Here is a 19,462-nt window from a genome sequence, read left to right as displayed (position 1 = left end):
CGAAATACTACATAAAGTAAAAGGCAATAATACTGAAATAACAAATAACATCGGCCTAGTTGAAGCATTTCAATTATCAGATGCGAATGCTGATGGTGTTCCTGATATACGTGATATAAAAGCTATGCCGTATCTCACAAGCGCGGAACAAAATTTATTAGACAACTATATTTCAACAAAATTTAATGATGATAAAATAGGTCGAAAACAAAAGACCTTTAGTGCATTACAAGCATTTTATAAAAAAGTTGATGCCCCTTGGATAGTGCCCAAAACTCGGGGTGAAATCTTAGCTGGTATTTTTCGCGCCCGCCTATGGGTTGCCTTCCATAATAATAAACGCGGCCAAATGAATGGCAGTAATAGAAACTACGAAATTACTGTTGAAGAATATAAAGAACACTATCGATGGTTAGTAGATAATATTTGTAAGTTAATAGTAACTGATTTTACTGAAACCGATAAATTGCTGATTCAATCGTTAGAATTTCTTAACTTGCTAATAAACAATAGATTAATTCTTTATAGTAGTATAGCTTCAACATATAAGGATATATATATTGATCTACAAGCAAATGATTATCACTTAAATTCAATTCAACAATCACTTTTACAAGATTATATTTTTATTACTGGATTAAAAAAGCGCGAATATACCCAAGATCAAATTAGCCAGCAGTATAAGTTGAAAAAAGAATTCGAGCTAAGTCAGTAACAACTGTTGACTATTTTCTTTCTAAATTCCTCATTTCCACATACATAGCCATTAAATAATTATTTATTTTTCTTAGGTATGTAAATGCGTATGGCTAAAGCATTATGGGTTTCTATCGCGACCATGGCCTCGCGGGTACTCGGCCTTATTCGCGACCAATTATTCGTCGCCTTAATTGGCGCTAATCGTTACTCTGATGCTTTTGTCGTCGCTTTTCGCATCCCCAATTTATTGCGTGATTTATTAGCTGAAGGCTCTTTATCTGCTGCTTTTATCCCCACTTTTGCCGATTATGAACGCAACAAAGGCATTGAGGCGGCTTATCGTTTAGCTAATAGTTTAATTGCGCTCATTCTTATAATAGTCGGAGCGATAGTCATCATTGGTATCGCTCTTGCATACCCCCTTGTTGCTGTACTTGCCCCAGGATTTTCTGCCAGCCAAAGTGACCTGGCTGCCCATTTAACCCGCATAATGATGCCATTTTTGCTATTGGTATCACTGTCGGCCATTGTCATGGGCATGCTCAATGCCCAAAGTCGTTTTACCGCACCTGCTTTGGCACCCGCATTTTTTAACGTTGGTGCGATTGTTGTAGGTATCGGTTTATGGTTTTACCAAGCCAGTCCGCTTACCACTGTAACCGGCTGGGCATTGGGAGCATTACTTGGCGGTTTATTGCAATTGTCGGTTCAATTACCAGCCTTATGGCGCGCTGGTTTTCGCGTTAGTATAAAGCTTTCGCGCTCAATTTTTGCCGAACCTGGTTTGCGCCGTATTGGCAGCTTAATGGCTGCGGCACTTATTGGGTTATCTGCAACCCAAATAAACATTTTAGTAAACACCATTTTTGCTTCGCATGTTGAAAGCGCCAATACCTATTTGCAAATCGCCTTTCGCTTAATGCAATTACCACTTGGGGTTTTTGGTGTCGCCATCGCTACCGTAGCTGGTGCTGGTGTTGCACAACAAGTAGCAGCAAAAGATATTGAAGGGGTACGGCGCACTTTAGGCTCGGCCATGCGTATGGTAGCTTTTTTAAATATTCCGTCGGCTTTGGGTTTAATAGTGCTTGCCAATCCAATTATTGCACTTATATTTGAGCATGGTCGCTTTAGTGCTGTTGATACTGCAGGCACTGCGTCGGCTTTGGTATTTTACGCTCTTGGGCTTTACGGCTACTCAGCAGTAAAAGTATTTGCACCAGCCTTTTACGCCATGGGGGCGGCGCGTGTTCCAGTTTTCGGCAGCATTTTAGGTATGATTACTAACGTTAGTTTAAATATAATTCTATTTCCTATACTAAGTTATCGCGGCGTGGCGCTTGGTACTGCCTGTGCAGCTACGATAAATTTTTTAGTTTTATTTTTTGCTTGGCGGCGACTTTTTGGTGGCTTGGCAACGTCACAATGGGGGCGGCAATTTGCCCAAATTCTAATCGCTGCGTCATTAATGGCAGCAGCAGCATACGGCACTGCACAGCTATTATCGCCATATATGCTGGCAGGAATTAAAGGTCAGTTAATTAAAGCCTTGGTTCCGATCGTTGTTGGAGGTTTGATATATTTTGGAGTAGTGCGTGTTTTAAAAATTCGCGAATTTAGTGAAATGCTTAAAGTGCTGCGTCGACGACAAAAAACAAAATAATTAATCATAATATTGCTATATCTTTATTAATCACATAGATATTTGCATAATATTACAAAATATAATCAAACAGCGCATGAGGTATGACAAAAAAATATAGAGTTTAACTTAAATAGCAAGCACAATAATGACTTGTTATATCTATTGTTTTTATAACAACGGATTTATAAGATTAAACTAATTAAAACCAAAAAAGGAAGTGCAGTAAATTATGGCCACTGAAGTAAACAATTCTTCTAGCAATTTGAATGTAACTATTGATCCCAACATTGTGCGCGGCTATGACGTCCGCGGTTATATTCGCCCGGTTGTTGCTGGTGGTAAAGAAAGACCTCAAAATCTCAACCCCGAAATCGCTGAAGCTTTTGGTCGTGCTGTTGGCTCGTTGATTGAGATTGGCGGCACCGTGGCCGTCACTAGCGATCACCGTCACTTATCACCAGAATTAGTTCAAGGTTTAACGCGCGGCTTTACTCGGATTGGCATTAATGTCATACATAATACCAACCAAGAAATTTATGATGGGCACTCATTTTTACCTACAGGTGCATTAAGCTGGTATTTAATCAAAAGCCAGTTGCAAGGTGCAATACAAGTAACAGGTAGCCACAATCCCCCTGAATTTAACGGCCTCAAAATAAGTGTCGGGCTTAAAGCCTTATTTGGCGAAGACTTACAAAAACTTATACCAATCATTAACGAAGGTCGTTTTCGCGCAGATGTTGATAAGGTGCAACGAGGTAAAGTTTCTAAAGTAGATATTCTTGGTCAATACATGGCAATGCTGCGCTTAGCATTTGAGCAATATAAGCATAAATTACATGTAGTAATGGATGCAGGTAATGGCATTGGACGTGTAATAACTCCAATTTTGCGCCACGCAGGTTGCGAAGTTGAAGAAATGTTTGCAAAGCCTATCTCTTCATTTCCTAATCATTTAGCAGATCCTTCATCTGACGAAGGCACTCATGCTTTGCGTGAGCGTATTAAAACACTCAATACTGCATTAAAAACTAGTGAACAACCGTGGATTGGTATTGCCCTTGATGGTGACTCAGATCGTTCTGGCTTTGTTGATGAGCAAGGTGATGTAGTTTGGCCTGAACGAATGGCGGCAATTTTTTATGCTGACTATCTTGATGAACCAGCGAATCATGGCCATGTTTTAGCACTTGATGTGCGTGCTTCAAATGTTGTGCGAGACACTGTGATTAAGCATGGTGGTAACGGTCTTTTTATTACTGCTGGTTATCCAAGCCATCGTCAATTTGCGAGCCTAGAAATACCTGAGCTTAACAAAACTCGCGTAGAAGTTAGTGCCGAAGCCTCCGGTCACTTCTTTTTCCCCACTGCAAGTCTTGATGAAAAAGGTAATATTCTTGAATACGCAAAAAATTATCTTATTGATGATGGCATTTACTCAGCTTTACGTTTTCTAAAGATTGTTGATAAGCGCGGTGTTGAAAAAGCAAGCACCGTGCGTGAGATAATGGCAGAATTGCCAACCTATGCAACTTCTAATGAGCTACGTTTGTATGTGCCAGACGAAATTAAAAATGATTTGGTTGATACTGTGCGTCAAGAACTCATTAAAAGATATAGTAGTGAACTTGCTACCCAAGTGCCAATGCAAGTTATCAATGGGTTAAAAATTCAAGGTCATACTGCTTCAATTGTTGAAGTTGATGGTATACGCTTACAATTTAGTGATGGTGCTTGGTTAGTTGTGCGAATTTCTAACACTTCGCCTAATATTGTAGTAAAATTTGAAGCTAAGACTAAAGAACGTTTACATAGTCTTATGCAAGTAGTTCGTGAATTATTGGCGACTAAGGATCAAGTTGAACTTGGTCCTCTCGACCAAGAAATGGAAAACTGGGGATAATAGTGAGTGTACAACTCTCTGAAAATCCAACCTGGGAAATCGGTATTGCTGGCACTGGCTTAGCTGGTTCTTTATATCGGCTCCGTGCTGAGCAAGCTACTGGCGTATTTTTGATACATCTCGGCATACAAACGGTATTTTTAGCAATAACCGATGGAATGCCCGTGCGTATTGATTTGCATGCCTATAACCCTTTTACTACTGAAACCCAACGGATTAGTGATTGGTATAATCGTATCAAAGAAATTACACTCGAAAGAGAAGTTCTTGCGCAACATTGGCATGATTTATTCGCACTTGAAGATACTATGGCGCGTTTTTTCGAAATGCCATTACCTTCAGCAATTAAGTTCAATCTACCACAGGATTGGATGGCGCTAATTCGCACCGGACTGAGCGTTTATGAATTGACCGAGTCAAATTTACGACGACGACTTGATAGTATTCTTAATGCAAAACACCGTTTTGCATTAATTGAACCAGTTCCTGTAGTACTTGCAGAGCTTGATTCTCTTGAATCAGCAATAGCGGCACAATTACGTGAAGGTGTATCCTTCGTCGATATCTTAGCTGCAGCACATCGTTTTGGTTCAGCTCAAATAACTTCTGTTTTACGAGCAATTTATACGTTATCATCTTTAGGTTTGCTGCGAATAACAACGGCAATAAAACAAGTCAGCGCTAATAATCTGACAAAAGAGCAACCGGGTTTGGCGCAATTGGATATTATTTTAGCACAGCAGCCTAATAAAAATGATGAGAAAGTATTAGGTAATATATTTATGCAAGCAAATCTGCCATAACTCGCCGAAATTTCGCATTAATTTCTAACTTATCGATTTATTGTTAACTGCCTTAAAATTTATTCTTGTTTCTTATTTTTAATCCAACTGGGTTGGCGCTTTTCTAAAAAGGCTTTTAATCCTTCTTGTGCTTCTGCCTGCACCCGCAATGATGCGATTGCCTCGCTAGTATATTCATAATATTTATTAGCATCAGTATTGTTAATTAGTTTCGATACGTCATGCAGCAAACGTTTTGCTGCAATTAATGCGTTCGGCCCAGCTGCCAATAAGTTTTTAATAAGTTTGTTAATCACATCATCACATACCGCTGTACTATATATTTCATCAACCAAACCAATTTGCAAAGCACGTGTAGCGGTTATGGTTTCACCAGTAATAAAGTAGCGTTGAACTTGGGCCACACTAATACGTCGTAAAACATAAGGTGAAATTACTGCCGGAATTAACCCTATACGCACCTCAGGAAAACCGAATTTACAATTTTCATCAGCAACCACAATATCACAGCAAGCCGCTAAACCTGCACCACCACCAAAAGCTGCACCATGCACTTTAGCGATTGTGGCACATTTAGCATTAACAATTGCAGCAAACATATCTGCTAAATGCTTAGCATCAGCTAAATTTTCTGCATGAGTGAAATCTTTACTCTGCCGCATCCAATTTAAATCTGCCCCCGCACAAAATATATCACCAGCACCACATAAAATTACCGTGCGCATCTCAGGACTAAGATTGCCAAAGGCTTGGGTTAACTCGGCAATCATTTCTTGATTAAGCGCATTGCGACACTCTGGGCGATTTAACGTAATCGTGGTTATGTCTTGCTTATGTTGGATAAGTAGAGTTTTCATAATGATATCAACCAAGTTTATAACAAACAAAATATATTTATAATATTTTACGAAAATCACTTTCAATTTTTATCGATATTTGCTTCTTTAATTCTTCATTAATTGGTGACTCTAAAATTCGCAATAATAAAATATCCTTATTAAGAATCTTTTGCTCAATCGCCGCACGAATAAATGAAAGGTCTTTTGGACGGTTGGCAACATATTTACTAATAATCAAATCGTGACATTCTAAGCACCATCCGATTGCACCACGAGTATTTTCATTTTGAATAGCAACTAAGCGTTCTTGCCAACCTTTTGGTAAAACTGCGGTCGTTGCCGCAACACCTTGTGCGTAATAGCCAAAGGTTGCGTGAAATGGTGAACCTTCACCAATAGTGCCGTCGATTAAATCTGCGCGCTCTGGATAATTTTTAGGAAATACATCAGCTTCCATAGATGCAATTAAATCCCCAGTAAATTTTAATTCAAATGCTAATATTGCCTGACTCCCGATGATGATAATTTCATTATCAGCAGCAATATCAGCAGCAGCACGAATGATATGTTCAAGATCCGTTCGCTTCATTGCCTTACATTTACACTCGCTAATGTTTCTCGCCAAATACGCCAGCGCTCACGTGCATCGATTATTCCGGCAAATGGAGTTGATTGCCGTAACTCTCGTGCGGATTCTGTATCAGCTACTAGAAAAACCTCCAATTTATCAAGGGAGTAAGATAACTTATGCCTCCATTGTTCAATATACTTTAAAGCACAATGACCAGTTTTCTCCCAATTAGCTAAGCGTTCTAGGGCTACTTCTATTAATTCAGGTTGTTTATGTAGTTTTTCGGCCACTGCACGATGGTAAGCAATTGAACGAATCTCTGCGAGTCGATGTGGGTCCATAGTGATTATATAGTTTTTTTATAGCAAGAATATTCCTCTTTTCAAAGAGATTACTTTGTTTAATTTTTTTTTACTATCGTATCAATTGATTCCTTTTACTGCAGGCACTTTTCTCCCCTTGATTTGATATTGCGATCAGCCAAACTAACACCTTAAAAAAAGATAAATGTGAACATTTGATGCTCAGACCATCACTTAATAACTATAAAATTAAATACGATCCATATTGAATATACACCATGTAAGTTCGTCACAAATTATGGCTTACAGTGTTGACCAACTTTAAAAAAAAGGGTTTCTTTCTCAAGTCAATTAGCAATAGGAGACTGCAAATGACTAAACCCGCAAGATTTGCCACTCATCAGCGAAGTTTTATTTTCGTCCTCTTCATATTTGCCTTGATGAATTTCGGTGGTTCTTGCCAAGAAAATAAAAATAAAAAAGATACTGAGGATAGCACTTCTATTGTTACTATTGGTGCCGATGGTGGCATTGTTGAAGGAGAAGGTGGGGTTAAGATAGAAGTACCTGCAGGTGCCATAAACGAAGCTACCGAGCTTAAGATTACCTCTTATACCTCTGAATCAGATTTTCCTGATAACTGGGCTCCAATTCCAGAATTTGTTGGCGCCATAAAAGCTGAGCCTGACGGATTACAATTTGACAAGCCTGTAACTATAACTATCACCGCCAATCAACAACTGACACCTGGCGCTACTCTACCTCTATTGTGGTGGAACACTGATGAAAAACGATGGGACGCTACTGATATTACTGCCACTGTTAGTGATGATGGTATGCATTTTACTGCTGAAGTTACTCATTTTTCTGGTTACGGCGGTGGTGCCTTTAGCAATCTTCTTAACTCCGGTAATGCCGATGCATTTATGGCCTCATTTATTGCCTGGTATCAGGCAAACATTTGTAAAATAGGTGATAAACAAATTAAAAATAACGAGTGTTATGAAATAGTTGGTTTTGATTTTAATTTAACTTTTGAAATAAATTCTATTAATGATAATCGCATACAACGAGTTGGTCGAAAATCTGACAATGCTTCATCGCCATTAATAATGATTGATTACAATTATGACGTAAGCAAAGGCAATTCTTTTTCGGGCAGCATTACGATGACGGTGGTTAACTATTACGATTGCGCCGAACCTGACTTTACTCTTAAGGCTGACCAAACAGTCTTAGAAGAAGATGAGCAAACAACAGTTCGCGCACAACTTAGCTGTGATAATTCACCATTGATCGGCAAAACTATCGCTTTTGATTTGGCTTCTGGCCCGGGTGAAATAAATCCAGGTACTAACACTACCCAATCATCTGGTGAAGCAACTACCACTTTCACCGCTGGTGATGAAGATGCCGTAGTACGCTCTTTCTATACATCCTGCGAATCTAGCGATGTAAAAATATTTAAACGTACGCAGCCAATTACTGTTAGCGAAAGTGAATATGTACTAAGTATATCTTTTGATCAGTTCACCACCGAAATTAATTTTTATGACACTTACAGTTATAGTGGCTCAGTAGCGCTAGAAACTGTTGGCAGTGAAAATAATTTAGCAGGTAGTAACACTTTTGCTGTAACTGGTGTAGGTGCTGGCGGAAATGAAGGTGATGAATGCTCAATGACTATTCAAGGTAGTGTTACTTTTTCAATAACTGGCACCGTCGAATCACTAGGTGATGATAAAAAACAGCTAAAATTACATGTCTCGCCAAACTTTAACACTACTAAGACACTCATTTGCCCAGATTATCCAGCAGTCACTTTTGATTTTCTCAAAGGTGGCGAAGCCTACGACATGATTATACCCGTTGAAAATGGCCATACCATAGATAATACAAATACCACCGGACCCATCACCAGTCATATGGTATATGTGTTAACATATTAAGCGAATCAAGGCTTCAGCCCACCATGGTATATTAGTGCAACAACCTTAATACCACGTCAAAAAAACCAAATTTTTAAATTGTTGCCTCAAGTTATTTGCCACTTACTGTCTTACAGTAGTAAAGAGGCTTTATGTCACGTATTGATCCTACACATCGAATTTGCGCTCTATTTGGGCATCCGGTTGGCCACTCGCTATCACCTGCTATCCATAATGCTGCTTTTGCTGCTTTGGGTATTCCCTTAGTTTACGTTGCGCATGATATAGCTCCAGGGCAAATAAAAGAAGGTATTGCAGCCATTCGTACCCTTAATTACCGTGGGCTTTCAGTAACCATACCTCACAAAGTCTGTGCTCTTTCTTGTATGGATGAAGTTGATCCTACTGCTAATGCCATTGGCTGTATCAACACTGTAGTAAATGACAATGGCCGGTTACGTGGTTATAACAGCGATGGTCGCGGCGCTCTTAATGCATTGCGCGAAGCAGGGGCAGACCCTAAAGGCCAACGCGTGCTTATGCTAGGTTCAGGTGGTGGTGCTCGCGCTATCAGTATGACTTTAGCATTAGAAGCTCGCCCTCAAAACCTCTCTATTTTGAGTATTGATGACACTGAACTCACAAAACTTACTAACGATATAACTCAACGCTCTGGCTTAAAAGTTGATGGTCTTACCCTTAATGACCATAATTTAAAATATGCTATTAATCAAAGCGACATTTTATTGCATTGTACTCCGGTTGGTCAAAGCCCAAATCAATCGCAATCACTAGTGCCAACATCGCTTTTACGTAATGACCTTGCAGTCTTCGATATCGTCTACAATCCACGACGCACACAATTACTGCAACAAGCTGCTGCTGCTGGTTGTCGGATCATCGAAGGGGTTGAAATGTTTTTAGGGCAAGCTTTGGTACAATTTGAATTGTGGACCGGTAAAAAGCCTCCTGTTGAAGTAATGCGACAAGTGTTGTTGGAGCGATTATGAACTTAGCATTAGTTGGCTATCGCGGCACCGGCAAAAGTGTTATTGCTTCACAGCTTGGTCAACTACTCAATCTTAATGTTATAAGTTTAGATCGAGAAATCGCCAATGAAGCTGGTATGACTATTCCAGAAATAGTTGCTAAGCACGGTTGGGTTAATTTTCGCGACCTTGAAGAAAAAATATGCGCCCAATACGCCTTAAAAGATGGCTTAGTAATTGACTGTGGTGGTGGTATTATTGAGCGTGAATCTAACATTGCTATTTTAAAACAAAACTGCATAGTATTTTGGCTCAAAGCTGAAATATCGACTATAGCATCACGAATTGCAGATGATACACAAAGACCATCATTAACTGGTGCTAAAAGTTTTATTGAAGAAATTAAAGAAGTACTTGCTCGACGCATACCTTTGTATCGTAAAATAGCTCATGTTGAGATAGCTACTGATAATCAATCGATTAATGATTTGGCGCTAACTATTACTAATCATTTTCGTTATGCCAAAGACAATATTGAAAAATATAAATAAGGATTTTCATCTAGTGCCTACTAAAGAAAAACGTATCTTTCGTCATACTAAGTCGTCATCTGAAAAATATCGTCAACGTCGATTTTCACGCCCCGCGAAACCGCCGCTAGCCCTACAGACTACAACCTTGTGGGATTATCCCTCGCAACACTATGGCGATAAAACACAAGGCGACCGCGAATATATTGGCGCTACACCTGCGTATGTCATATGGAATGTGATATCTCGCTATAGTAAAAATAATGATCTGATTGTTGATCCATTTTGCGGTTCGGGCACAACTTTAGATGTTGCTTTTGATTTACAACGTCAAGCACGTGGCTTTGACTTAGTCTCAACACGTCAAGATATTGAAATTGCAGACGCTCGTAACCTACCACTACCAAACAATATAGCTAAAGTAGTCTTTGCTGATCCGCCTTATGGAAATCACATTAAATATTCAGACGAGCCTCGTTGTATTGGCAAACTTAGCCCCTACGGTAATGATTATTATCACGAAATGGATAAAGTATTTCGTGAGTGCTGCCGCATTCTGCAACCAGGTGGTTATTTTGCCTTATACGTCTGCGATTTTTTCATAAAAAAACATGGTTTTGCACCAGTAGGTTTTGAATTGTTTGCTTCACTGGCTCATTATTTGCAACCTGTTGATATCATAGCTGTCGTACGTCACAACAAATCTTTTAAACAAAGCAATTTTCATAAAGCTGCCGCTGAACAAAACTTTTTCTTACGTGGATTTAATTATTTATTTATTGCGCAAAAATCATTAGCGATAAAAAAGCGCCGCTAAAAATGCTATAGCAAAACCAAAAATCATCATAGCATTGCGCGGTATTAATATTACCGTTAATATTATCGTGGGTATGAAAAACAATACTGCTGGTATAATATATGGAGATTTTGTATGTGTTTTTAATATTGGTTCTGCATCTTTAATTGTGCCTTTGATACCAAATAAAAATGTATTGACATAACCAACGATGAACATCAAAAACTGTAACAGTGCCATTGCTGTTGTTGGGGGATTCGATGACATACCCCAAATCATCAAAGCCACAAAAATAAACAGCGGAATATAGTAGCGCAACTTCATTAAACACTCCATCTTTGCTCAATAATGCTAAGTTACGCTAAACTCTGTATTTATCTAACTAGATAATGATAAGTGGACAAAATTGAAGGTTCAGATGTACAAATATAAGCTTAAGTTGCGCTAAAGGAGATAGAAGGAGATAGGGACACTATTCTGCAAGGTGTGCTATAAATAGCAAAACCATCTGCGGCAAAAAAGCCTAAATTAAAGTAATTTTTTAAGTTCTGCAGGTTTACACCAATACACTTCTATTCCATTATATTTTTTTGTTGTGCTAAGATTACTATTTACCACTAAAGCTTGAGTAGGTTGATATAAATCAATAAAGTCACATAAAGCTCGAGGCAAAATAGGTTTTTGCATAGCTTGTTGTTTCACTTCAATTGCACTAATTTTTTTATTGTATTGAAAAATAAAATCTACTTCCAAACCATGTCGAGTACGCCAATAGTGTATATTACCTAAAATGCCAGATGCACGGTATAGCTCGGCGAACACCCAATTTTCAAATAAAGCACCAGATTCATTACGATTATTTATTGGTTCAAATCCACCAAAAATAATATTTCTAATACCACAATCAAAAAAGTATATTTTTCTAGACGCTTTTATTTCAGCTCGTTTGCCACCAATAAATGGGGGGACTATTGGGGACAGTGTTTTTAGACTTCGTAAAACCTCGCCGTTTAGGCCTTGGCATTAGCTAAGTTTTCTTTTGTTGCGCAAGTCATGAAATATTGATCTTTAGGGGCTTATGCAAACTATAAGCCAGTTTACCAATATAAGATTGTAAGTGTCTTAATAATTAAGAACTTATGTATTGAGATAATAGCAAAGAGAGATTTATATAGCAAAACAAGATGATATCTTAACGCAAATAGACTTCATATTATATTCTAAATTCCCCATCCTGATAAATAAGTTTAGTGGACCCATCAACAAGCGTGGCAGTAACCGTACGATTACTGGTTGCGATGATATCGGTATGTTCAGAAGAATCGTTAAATCCAAGTGCGGCATATTTTTCATCGTCCATATTTTTAAGGTCGAGAGAACAGGTATCGTGAATTGATTTTCCGATAGCAAGGTGAGTGTTACCGAAATCTCCTCCAAAGTTCTCATCATACAGCGAATTAGCCATAAACCTGTTAATTTTAGAGAACCGTCGGTCGGTGAGAGAAAATTCGCCAATTCTATCGGCATTTTTCTGCGAAATCATTTCATGTAAAAACGATTCATTTTGTTTAGCGGTTGCACGCACGATTTGGCCGTTATGAAATTCTAAACTGATATCCTTAATAAGATTTCCGTACCGATAAAGTGGTAGATCAAAAAAAACTCTGCCTTCGGTGCCACGCCAGTCGGGTGAAGTAAAAATTTCAAAACTGGGGATATTGTGTCCACTCCCACCTACCCATTTACGGTGCTCACCAATGTGTATCTTAAGATCGGTGTCTTTCGCGACGAGTCTCAATGTTTTAATAGGCATTTCGTTGAGAATTGTGATCAATTGCTTTATATCAGAGTTAACACGACGCCATTGTTCAAGGGGATCAATATCATCAAGAAAACATGCCCGTTTGATCTGATCCCAAAACTGTTCAACAGACATGCCCGCTTCGCGTGCAACACCTTCAGTACCGTAAAGACAAAGCGTCCAAGTTAACTTCTTTGCATCTTCTTTTGCATAGATCCAATCTCTGAAGGGTTTCATGCTGCTGTTTGATAAGAAGAGCTTACGGGGGTCAGCTTTTGCGAGATAGAGTGGATCTTCATCAGAAAAGATCCCTATAAGATGGTCGATAGTGTCGACCACTGCGCGATAATACTCTTTGGCAAAAAAACCGATCTGCTCATCACTGCCTTCTTCAAGTTTAAGCAAACGAAAATCATCATCTTGGATCTCAACGAGCGGATGACCGCCACTTTTTAAAGTGGTGCGATATATAGCCTTGGTCAACGGGAGTCCCGGTAATTGGGATCTAATATACACCACATCGTCCTTTTTTATTCCATTGCCATTATTAAGGGCAAAGTTGACGAGTATTGATGCATACTTATCAAGTAATTGTTGTGAGGGAGTAAACATTTTATACCTCCAATTAAAATGCTGCCTTGTCTCTAGAATATAATGTTCAATTTGCGCGACACGATTATGAGTAACCTAAAACCCAATTGTTGTGCCGCGCAAATATCTTTGTTAACGCTGTAACAAAATAACCATTTACGGCAAATACCTTCCAATTGTGTCAAAATGACTGTTATTATTTTTTCCACCCCAAACAATCATTTTGAACCGCCCCGGTTATCCCAGAGACTCTTTTGTTTGAGTCAAGCAGCATTTTTTAATGCATGCTTACCTTCATAATAAATAGCTTCATATTTAGCCGGTGGCAACCAGCCAAGTGGTTCAAGTAATCTTTTATTGTTAAACCAATCTATCCATTTAAGAGTAGCAAATTCAACATCTTCAATATTACGCCATGGTCCTTTTCTGTGAATAACTTCAGTTTTGAAAAGGCCATTTATTGATTGTCGCTAAAGCATTATTATAAGAATTACCAACACTTCCAACTGAGCTTTCAATGCCAGCTTCCACCAAACGCTCCGTATAACGAATAGACAGATATTGCTTGCCTCTGTCGCTATGATGAATCAACCTTCCAGCCAACAAGGTAACGAGAAAACACATCAACAACAAAAGCTACATAAACAAATCCCCGCCAAGTTGACACAAATGTTATATCAGCAACTTGAGAGTTTATTTGGCGCGTCGGCACTAAACATGCGTCGTACTAAATCTTGTGGCCTATCTGCTCTTTCATCTGCAATTGTCGTTACTTTATAGACTTTACCGCGAACTACCCCTCGTAAACCCCATGTTACGCATGAGACGCTCTACAGTGCAGCGAGCTACATCAATGTGTTGTATTTTCAGTTGGCGCCAAACTTTATCGACGCCATAAAGGCTATCGCTTTCATCATAAACTCGCTGGATTTCAACCTGTAGTTGCTCGTCTCGTTTAGCGCGCATTGAACGTTTATCAGGATCAAGCCTGCGAGTTTTATGGGCGTAGAATGTCGATGGGGCGATCGGTAACATTGCACAGATCGACTCGACTGCTTGCCAGCGTGACTTGTATTCACTCTCATGCTTAAAAACCATACGTACTGCGCGTTGCTTTACTTCTTTAGAAAAATTCTGGTTTGGTCTCATAACTCCATCCTCTCAAGAAATGGAGTCTCCGTAAAATTTGGGGCGGTTCAAGTGGCTCGGTTAAATTATTTTCGCTATTTTTTATTTTCACCAAGGGGTATCCCTAATCTATCTCTTTTATTTTATATTCATGGCTACCCTGATTTAATTTTTCAAGTTGTTCGACAATAACATATGGATTTTTACCATGAATACGTTCAAATAAATGTGCGCCAGTTTCTGCAGCTAATTTAATATGTTCAGGTAAAGCACCCGGGATTAAATCTTCACTGCGCACCAAATCTAAAGTAGCTTGCTCAATGGCTACGATATCTTGTCCGGCCAAAATACCAATATCCGGTACCAATCGTGGTGTGGTCATCCCCCAACAATCACAAAAAATAGTAATATCTGTTAGAAAATTTATAAACAATATATATTGTGGAGCAAAAGTTTTTAATACTTCATTAGTGGTTAAAGCCATTCCACGTTGAAAATCATCATAGGCACCACCAGCTAATGAGATGGCATGCTCAGGGCAAATTAATACACAATGCTGACAAAAACGACAGTGATGATAAAACACACTCCATTCGCCGCTATCACTTAAACTGATAGCGCCAGTATCACAATTATCAACACAAGCGCGACATTGATTGCACTTTTCACGCTCCCAAGTTAAGCCACCTTCAAGAGCATGCAAGCGTTCACGCGTTGGACCGTCAACCGCTCCCATTGATAAATTTTTTGAAGCGCCACCAAAACCACAGGCACCATGAGCTTTTACATGTGAGAGATCGATAAGTGCGTCAGCGTCAACAATCTCTCCTGCTAATTCGATATGATCTAAACTTAAATGCGGTGGCGTAATATCATGCCGATAAACATAGCGATCGGCAGTGCCGGTATTTGATATGATGGCGCAACCAACAACTTCGCTAGTATATCCACGATCTATAGCATTTATTACTGCGCCAGGGCTATCAGTAATAAAAACTTCACGAGCACCTGCTGCTTTTATTTTCTTTACTAATTTTCGCACAAACAAAGGATGAATCGTAGTAAAGCCATGGCCTCCCCCTAAATGCATTTTAATTGCAGTACGACGACCAGCAACCACTTTGGCTAAATCAAGATGATTAAGCAAACGCTCCCATTTTGCGCCAATAGAATTACGCGGTTCGAGATTACTAGGCTTAAAGCGAGCAAATAATAGTTCAGATGCCATAATACGAAGCCTTTGCTAAAAATATATATTTATTTCAACAATCAAAGTATAACATATTCATTATCTTTTCTAATAACAACCTACTTAGCTGGCTTGCCCCAGTCAACAATCGGCCAATGCTTTACTTTGGCAATTCTACGTAAGCGAATATCAGGATTTACTGCAACAGGATATCCCACAGCCTCTAAAACTGGCATATCAGATGCCGAATCAGTATAAAAAGTGCATTCCTGCAAATCTACTTTGACTTCATTTGCATAATTTCTTGCGGCAATAAGCTTACCATCTCCAAAACATGGATACCCTATAACATTACCAGTAAATAAGCCATCTGCGCCAATTTCAAGTTCAGTGCAAAGATAGTCATCCAGTTCTAAGTCTTTTACAATCAATTGGCTAAGATACTTAGAAGACGAAGTAAGTAACACCAAACGATCTCCATTCTCTCTGTGCATACGTAAAACAGCGTATGCCCCTGGACGTAAGCATGGACGCATATATTTTAAATAAAAATCAGTCATACGTTCTTGTAGCTTTTGTTCACTGTGTCCCTTAATTGCTTTTACCAAAGTTGTTGCGGCTGTCGCTAAATTGGTGCCCCCAAAGCTATAACGAATTAGCCATAACAAACCTCCCAAAAATTCACTCATTCCTACATGACCGATTTTTATCTCTTGCCAAAGCAAAGCGAATGCAGAATTGTTGGCGATAAGAGTACGGTCCAGGTCAAAAAAAGCTATGGCATTTTTAGCTAGCGGTTTATTCATAATGTCATGCAGAAGTTTTTATACCAAGTTTAGTCAAAGCTTGGTCAATGTCATCTTTTAATTCAGTATCAGCATTCACGCGTGTTTCAATAAGCACTTGAGCAACTTGGGGATCTTGTAAAAGCCCTATTGCTCTAACGGCAACATCACGTAATGGTTCACTACTATCAACAATCAATTGCTCAAGTATAGCGCGAGCTTGCGGATGTTTCGACTCACCTAAAAAATGAATAGCCGCTGCACGTTCACCCATACGGCGACTTGCAAGCTTTTCTTGCAAATATTGTGCGCCTGCTAAATCACCCAAAGCGCATAAAGCTGCTGCTGCTTGTAGTTTATCCGCCCATGGCATTAAAAATCGGCGATTTAAAATATTTAATAATGTCGGTAAAGCTCTTTCATCACCACTAGTGCCTAATGCTCTAATAGCATCAAGACGTAACGCAGAAGAATTTAAAGCTTTGATTAATTCATCTGTCGCTCTTTTATCTTTTGCTAGCGCTAATGTAATTGCAGCTTCAAAACGCACTGCTGCAGCTTCATCAGCTAGCATTTGCGCTAACTTTTCTTGCATGTGAACTTCTAGTTGCTGCAATTCGCAAGTACGTAGACGATCACCAATCGCACATGCTGCATCAGCTCGTATCTGTGATTGGGGTCGATTAAGAAGCTCAAACAAAACCGGTAAAGAAGCTCCATCAAAATCAATTTCAGTTGAATCTACCACCTATTTGACCTTTGTGCCTGGAGCTAATTCTTTTTCAATACGTAATAGTGACATATTGGTTGTTTCGCCTGCGGCTAACACCATACCTCTACTTTCTAATCCCATAAGTTTTGCGGGCTTAAGGTTGGCTACCACAACTATACGAGTACCAACTAAAACATTAGGACTATATGATTGAGCTATACCAGCAATAATCTGCCGTGATGAACCTTCGCCAAGATCAACTTCAAGACGGATTAATTTCTGACTCTTTGGCACTGACTCGGCATTAACTATTAATCCAACTCTTAAATCCACTTTACTAAATTGATCATATTCAATTAACTCGCCAAGCTGAATAACACCTGCTGTAGTTTCCGCGCTATTTGTCTTTTTAGATGCATTTGTATCTGGCATGCTTTGTTTTGAAGCATCAACTATGGCATCGATTTGTTTACGTTCAATGCGTTCAAATAAGCGTTCAAACGTACCCAATTTGCGCTTGCGTTCTGCAAATAATCTTGTTGCATCTATGCTATCAATCGTTGTCCCAAGCACTCGAGCACCAGCCTCGGAAAATTTAGGTACGATTGGCCATAAATACATAGCTAAAGCATAGCAAACATTAGCTGCAAAAGTTAAAGTTTCGCGAGCTTTTTCGGGATCGGTTTTTAATTGTTCCCATGGTTTTGCCGATTGCATAAATTCATTGCCAATATCAGCAACGCCAGCAAGCTCGCGCACTACTTGGCCGAACTCACGTTTGCGATATAATTCTTCAACTCTACGACAGGCTGCCACTACCCGACGTGCTTGCTCGACCATACTATTAATTTCATTTGTCGTGAGTAATGGTGCGGCTTGTGCTTCTTGCGCAAGAAATGGCAAATCCCCTAAACAATTATCCAATTTTTGTGAGAGAAACTGTGACATTCTACTAAAAAGATTCGCATGCTTGTTTACCAGCTCACTATTTACGCGTAACACAAAATCTTCAAATGATAGGTCTAAATCTGAACTATCCGCTCCTGAACGACAGGCATAATAATATCGTAGTGCTTGTGGTTCAATATGTTCGGCAAAGGTTGCAGCATTAATAAAGGTGCCGCGCGTCTTTGACATTTTTTCGCCTTCAACCGTCAACATACCATTAACATGTATTGCTGAAGGTAAAGTGTAACCCACGGCTTTTAATACCGCTGGCCAAAATAATGTGTGGAAATAAACAATATCCTTACCTATAAAATGTTCGATCCGAGTTTTATCCGGTGCTTGCCATAATTCAGTGAAGTCAATTTTATTTTGTTGCCCCCACTCAACTGATGCACTCACATATCCTAACGGAGCATCAAGCCAAACGTAAAAAAATTTACCCGGTCGATCAGGTATTGCAAAACCAAAATAGGGACCATCTCTACTAATACACCAATCACGCAAGCCAGAATCTAACCAGCTTTTAACATAATTTGCAGTGTCGCTAAGTAAAGCGCCTGATTCTATCCAATTACGTAAGAATTCAACATTAGGTGCGGCGCTAAGTTTGAAAAACACATGATCACTTTTACGAATAACCGGAGTACCACCACATAGAACACAGCGCGCATTTTTTAAGTCGGTTGGAGAATAGGTTTTACCGCACACTTCACAGACATCACCGTACTGATCAGCAGCATTACAATTAGGACATTCGCCCTTAATAAAACGATCAGGGAGAAAACGCTCATCCTTTTCACACCAATTGCCGTCAAGGCTACGATCTTCTAAAGCTTCTTTTTGACGAAGTTCATGATAAACACGTTCAACTATTTCACGATTAGTATCATTATTGGTACTACCAAAATAATCGAATGCTACATCAAATTGGGCAAAGTCACGCTTATGTTCTTTATGATAACGCTCGATTAACTCTGTAGGTTTCACACCTTGACGGGCGGCATTTAATTCTATTGGGGTTCCGTGAGTATCGTCAGCGCAGATATAAATGGCATTTTCGCCCAGACGCTTGTGGGCTCTTACGTAAAAATCTGCCTGACAATACCCAACTAAATGGCCTAAATGAATACTTCCATTTGCATATGGTAGTCCTGCAGTAACAAGTATGCGTTGCTTCATTTTGCCTTTTATTCCTTCGCTTACAGCTTTAATAAATTAGGGGGTGTCCCTAAATGTCTCCCGTCGATCTTCACGAAATCCGCTACTTACGGCCACGTGCTCGTAAAAATCCTGCCTGCGACTT

18 protein-coding genes and 1 pseudogene are annotated in these 19,462 nt (G+C 39.3%); 8 read left to right on the top strand and 11 right to left on the bottom strand.

All coding sequences use genetic code 11. From position 1 onward, the window contains the following. The 4 genes from JW841_14615 to JW841_14600 all read left to right on the top strand — a co-directional run. Positions 1–715: hypothetical protein (locus JW841_14615; protein ID MBN1962170.1), on the top strand; the 715-nt coding region annotated here is incomplete at its 5' end. Between the two features lie 84 nt (positions 716–799). Beyond that, complete coding sequence (murJ, locus tag JW841_14610; protein MBN1962169.1) at positions 800–2,362, top strand: murein biosynthesis integral membrane protein MurJ; 1,563 nt, start codon at positions 800–802, stop codon at positions 2,360–2,362. 211 nt (positions 2,363–2,573) lie between these two features. Then, positions 2,574–4,247, top strand: coding sequence for a hypothetical protein (locus JW841_14605; GenBank protein MBN1962168.1), 1,674 nt, complete (start codon positions 2,574–2,576; stop codon positions 4,245–4,247). A gap of 2 nt (positions 4,248–4,249) precedes the next feature. Continuing rightward, positions 4,250–5,050 carry a hypothetical protein gene (locus JW841_14600; GenBank protein ID MBN1962167.1) on the top strand — a complete coding sequence of 267 codons (801 nt, stop codon included), beginning with the start codon at positions 4,250–4,252 and terminating at the stop codon, positions 5,048–5,050. Between the two features lie 59 nt (positions 5,051–5,109). Here JW841_14600 and JW841_14595 read toward each other — a convergent pair whose 3' ends face one another. From JW841_14595 to JW841_14585, 3 genes are read right to left on the bottom strand one after another with little or no spacing between them, the layout of a single operon-like run. Beyond that, complete coding sequence (locus tag JW841_14595) at positions 5,110–5,907, bottom strand: enoyl-CoA hydratase/isomerase family protein (GenBank protein MBN1962166.1); 798 nt, start codon at positions 5,905–5,907, stop codon at positions 5,110–5,112. A gap of 37 nt (positions 5,908–5,944) precedes the next feature. Next, positions 5,945–6,478: a hypothetical protein gene (locus JW841_14590; GenBank protein MBN1962165.1), complete on the bottom strand. Its 534-nt coding sequence runs from the start codon at positions 6,476–6,478 to the stop codon at positions 5,945–5,947. Continuing rightward, positions 6,475–6,801 (bottom strand): hypothetical protein, encoded by a 327-nt coding sequence (locus tag JW841_14585; protein MBN1962164.1) that lies wholly within the window; start codon positions 6,799–6,801, stop codon positions 6,475–6,477. The genes JW841_14590 and JW841_14585 overlap by 4 nt, the downstream gene beginning before the upstream one ends. Before the next feature lie 332 nt (positions 6,802–7,133). Here JW841_14585 and JW841_14580 point away from each other — a divergent pair, with 332 nt between their 5' ends. From JW841_14580 to JW841_14565, 4 genes are all read left to right on the top strand, one after another. Further along, positions 7,134–8,711 carry a hypothetical protein gene (locus JW841_14580; GenBank protein ID MBN1962163.1) on the top strand — a complete coding sequence of 526 codons (1,578 nt, stop codon included), beginning with the start codon at positions 7,134–7,136 and terminating at the stop codon, positions 8,709–8,711. Between the two features lie 131 nt (positions 8,712–8,842). Then, positions 8,843–9,700, top strand: a complete 858-nt coding sequence (aroE, locus tag JW841_14575) for a shikimate dehydrogenase (protein MBN1962162.1) — start codon at positions 8,843–8,845, stop codon at positions 9,698–9,700. Continuing rightward, positions 9,697–10,230, top strand: coding sequence for a shikimate kinase (locus JW841_14570; protein ID MBN1962161.1), 534 nt, complete (start codon positions 9,697–9,699; stop codon positions 10,228–10,230). Before aroE ends, JW841_14570 begins: the two co-directional genes overlap by 4 nt. Then, a complete protein-coding gene (locus JW841_14565; GenBank protein MBN1962160.1) occupies positions 10,199–11,026 on the top strand; it encodes a DNA methylase in 828 nt (275 codons plus the stop codon). Before JW841_14570 ends, JW841_14565 begins: the two co-directional genes overlap by 32 nt. Here JW841_14565 and JW841_14560 read toward each other — a convergent pair. The 8 genes and pseudogenes from JW841_14560 to metG all read right to left on the bottom strand — a co-directional run bounded on the left by JW841_14560 (position 11,003) and on the right by metG (position 19,338). Continuing rightward, on the bottom strand, positions 11,003–11,329 hold the full coding sequence (locus tag JW841_14560; GenBank protein ID MBN1962159.1) for a hypothetical protein: 327 nt from the start codon (positions 11,327–11,329) through the stop codon (positions 11,003–11,005). The two genes, JW841_14565 and JW841_14560, sit on opposite strands and share 24 nt — an antisense overlap. Before the next feature lie 204 nt (positions 11,330–11,533). Next, positions 11,534–11,986, bottom strand: coding sequence for a DUF4143 domain-containing protein (locus JW841_14555; protein MBN1962158.1), 453 nt, complete (start codon positions 11,984–11,986; stop codon positions 11,534–11,536). A 232-nt stretch (positions 11,987–12,218) separates the two neighbouring features. Continuing rightward, positions 12,219–13,418, bottom strand: coding sequence for an aminopeptidase (locus JW841_14550; GenBank protein MBN1962157.1), 1,200 nt, complete (start codon positions 13,416–13,418; stop codon positions 12,219–12,221). Between the two features lie 242 nt (positions 13,419–13,660). Next, a pseudogene (locus JW841_14545) lies at positions 13,661–14,546 on the bottom strand (IS3 family transposase). A 103-nt stretch (positions 14,547–14,649) separates the two neighbouring features. Further along, positions 14,650–15,753: a DUF362 domain-containing protein gene (locus JW841_14540; protein MBN1962156.1), complete on the bottom strand. Its 1,104-nt coding sequence runs from the start codon at positions 15,751–15,753 to the stop codon at positions 14,650–14,652. An 80-nt stretch (positions 15,754–15,833) separates the two neighbouring features. Further along, the gene (locus JW841_14535; protein MBN1962155.1) at positions 15,834–16,520 is read right to left on the bottom strand and encodes an HAD family hydrolase; all 687 of its coding nucleotides are present in this window, start codon (positions 16,518–16,520) and stop codon (positions 15,834–15,836) included. Between the two features lie 4 nt (positions 16,521–16,524). Beyond that, complete coding sequence (locus JW841_14530) at positions 16,525–17,247, bottom strand: HEAT repeat domain-containing protein (protein MBN1962154.1); 723 nt, start codon at positions 17,245–17,247, stop codon at positions 16,525–16,527. Continuing rightward, the gene (gene metG / locus JW841_14525; protein MBN1962153.1) at positions 17,248–19,338 is read right to left on the bottom strand and encodes a methionine--tRNA ligase; all 2,091 of its coding nucleotides are present in this window, start codon (positions 19,336–19,338) and stop codon (positions 17,248–17,250) included. It lies immediately after the preceding gene. Positions 19,339–19,462 lie beyond the last annotated feature (124 nt).

It is taken from the genome of Deltaproteobacteria bacterium (assembly GCA_016931625.1).
In the GTDB taxonomy this organism is placed as follows: Bacteria; Myxococcota; XYA12-FULL-58-9; order XYA12-FULL-58-9; family JAFGEK01; genus JAFGEK01.
The sequence above is the reverse complement of the archived record's forward strand: the minus strand, read 5'-3'. Positions and strand labels throughout refer to the sequence as shown.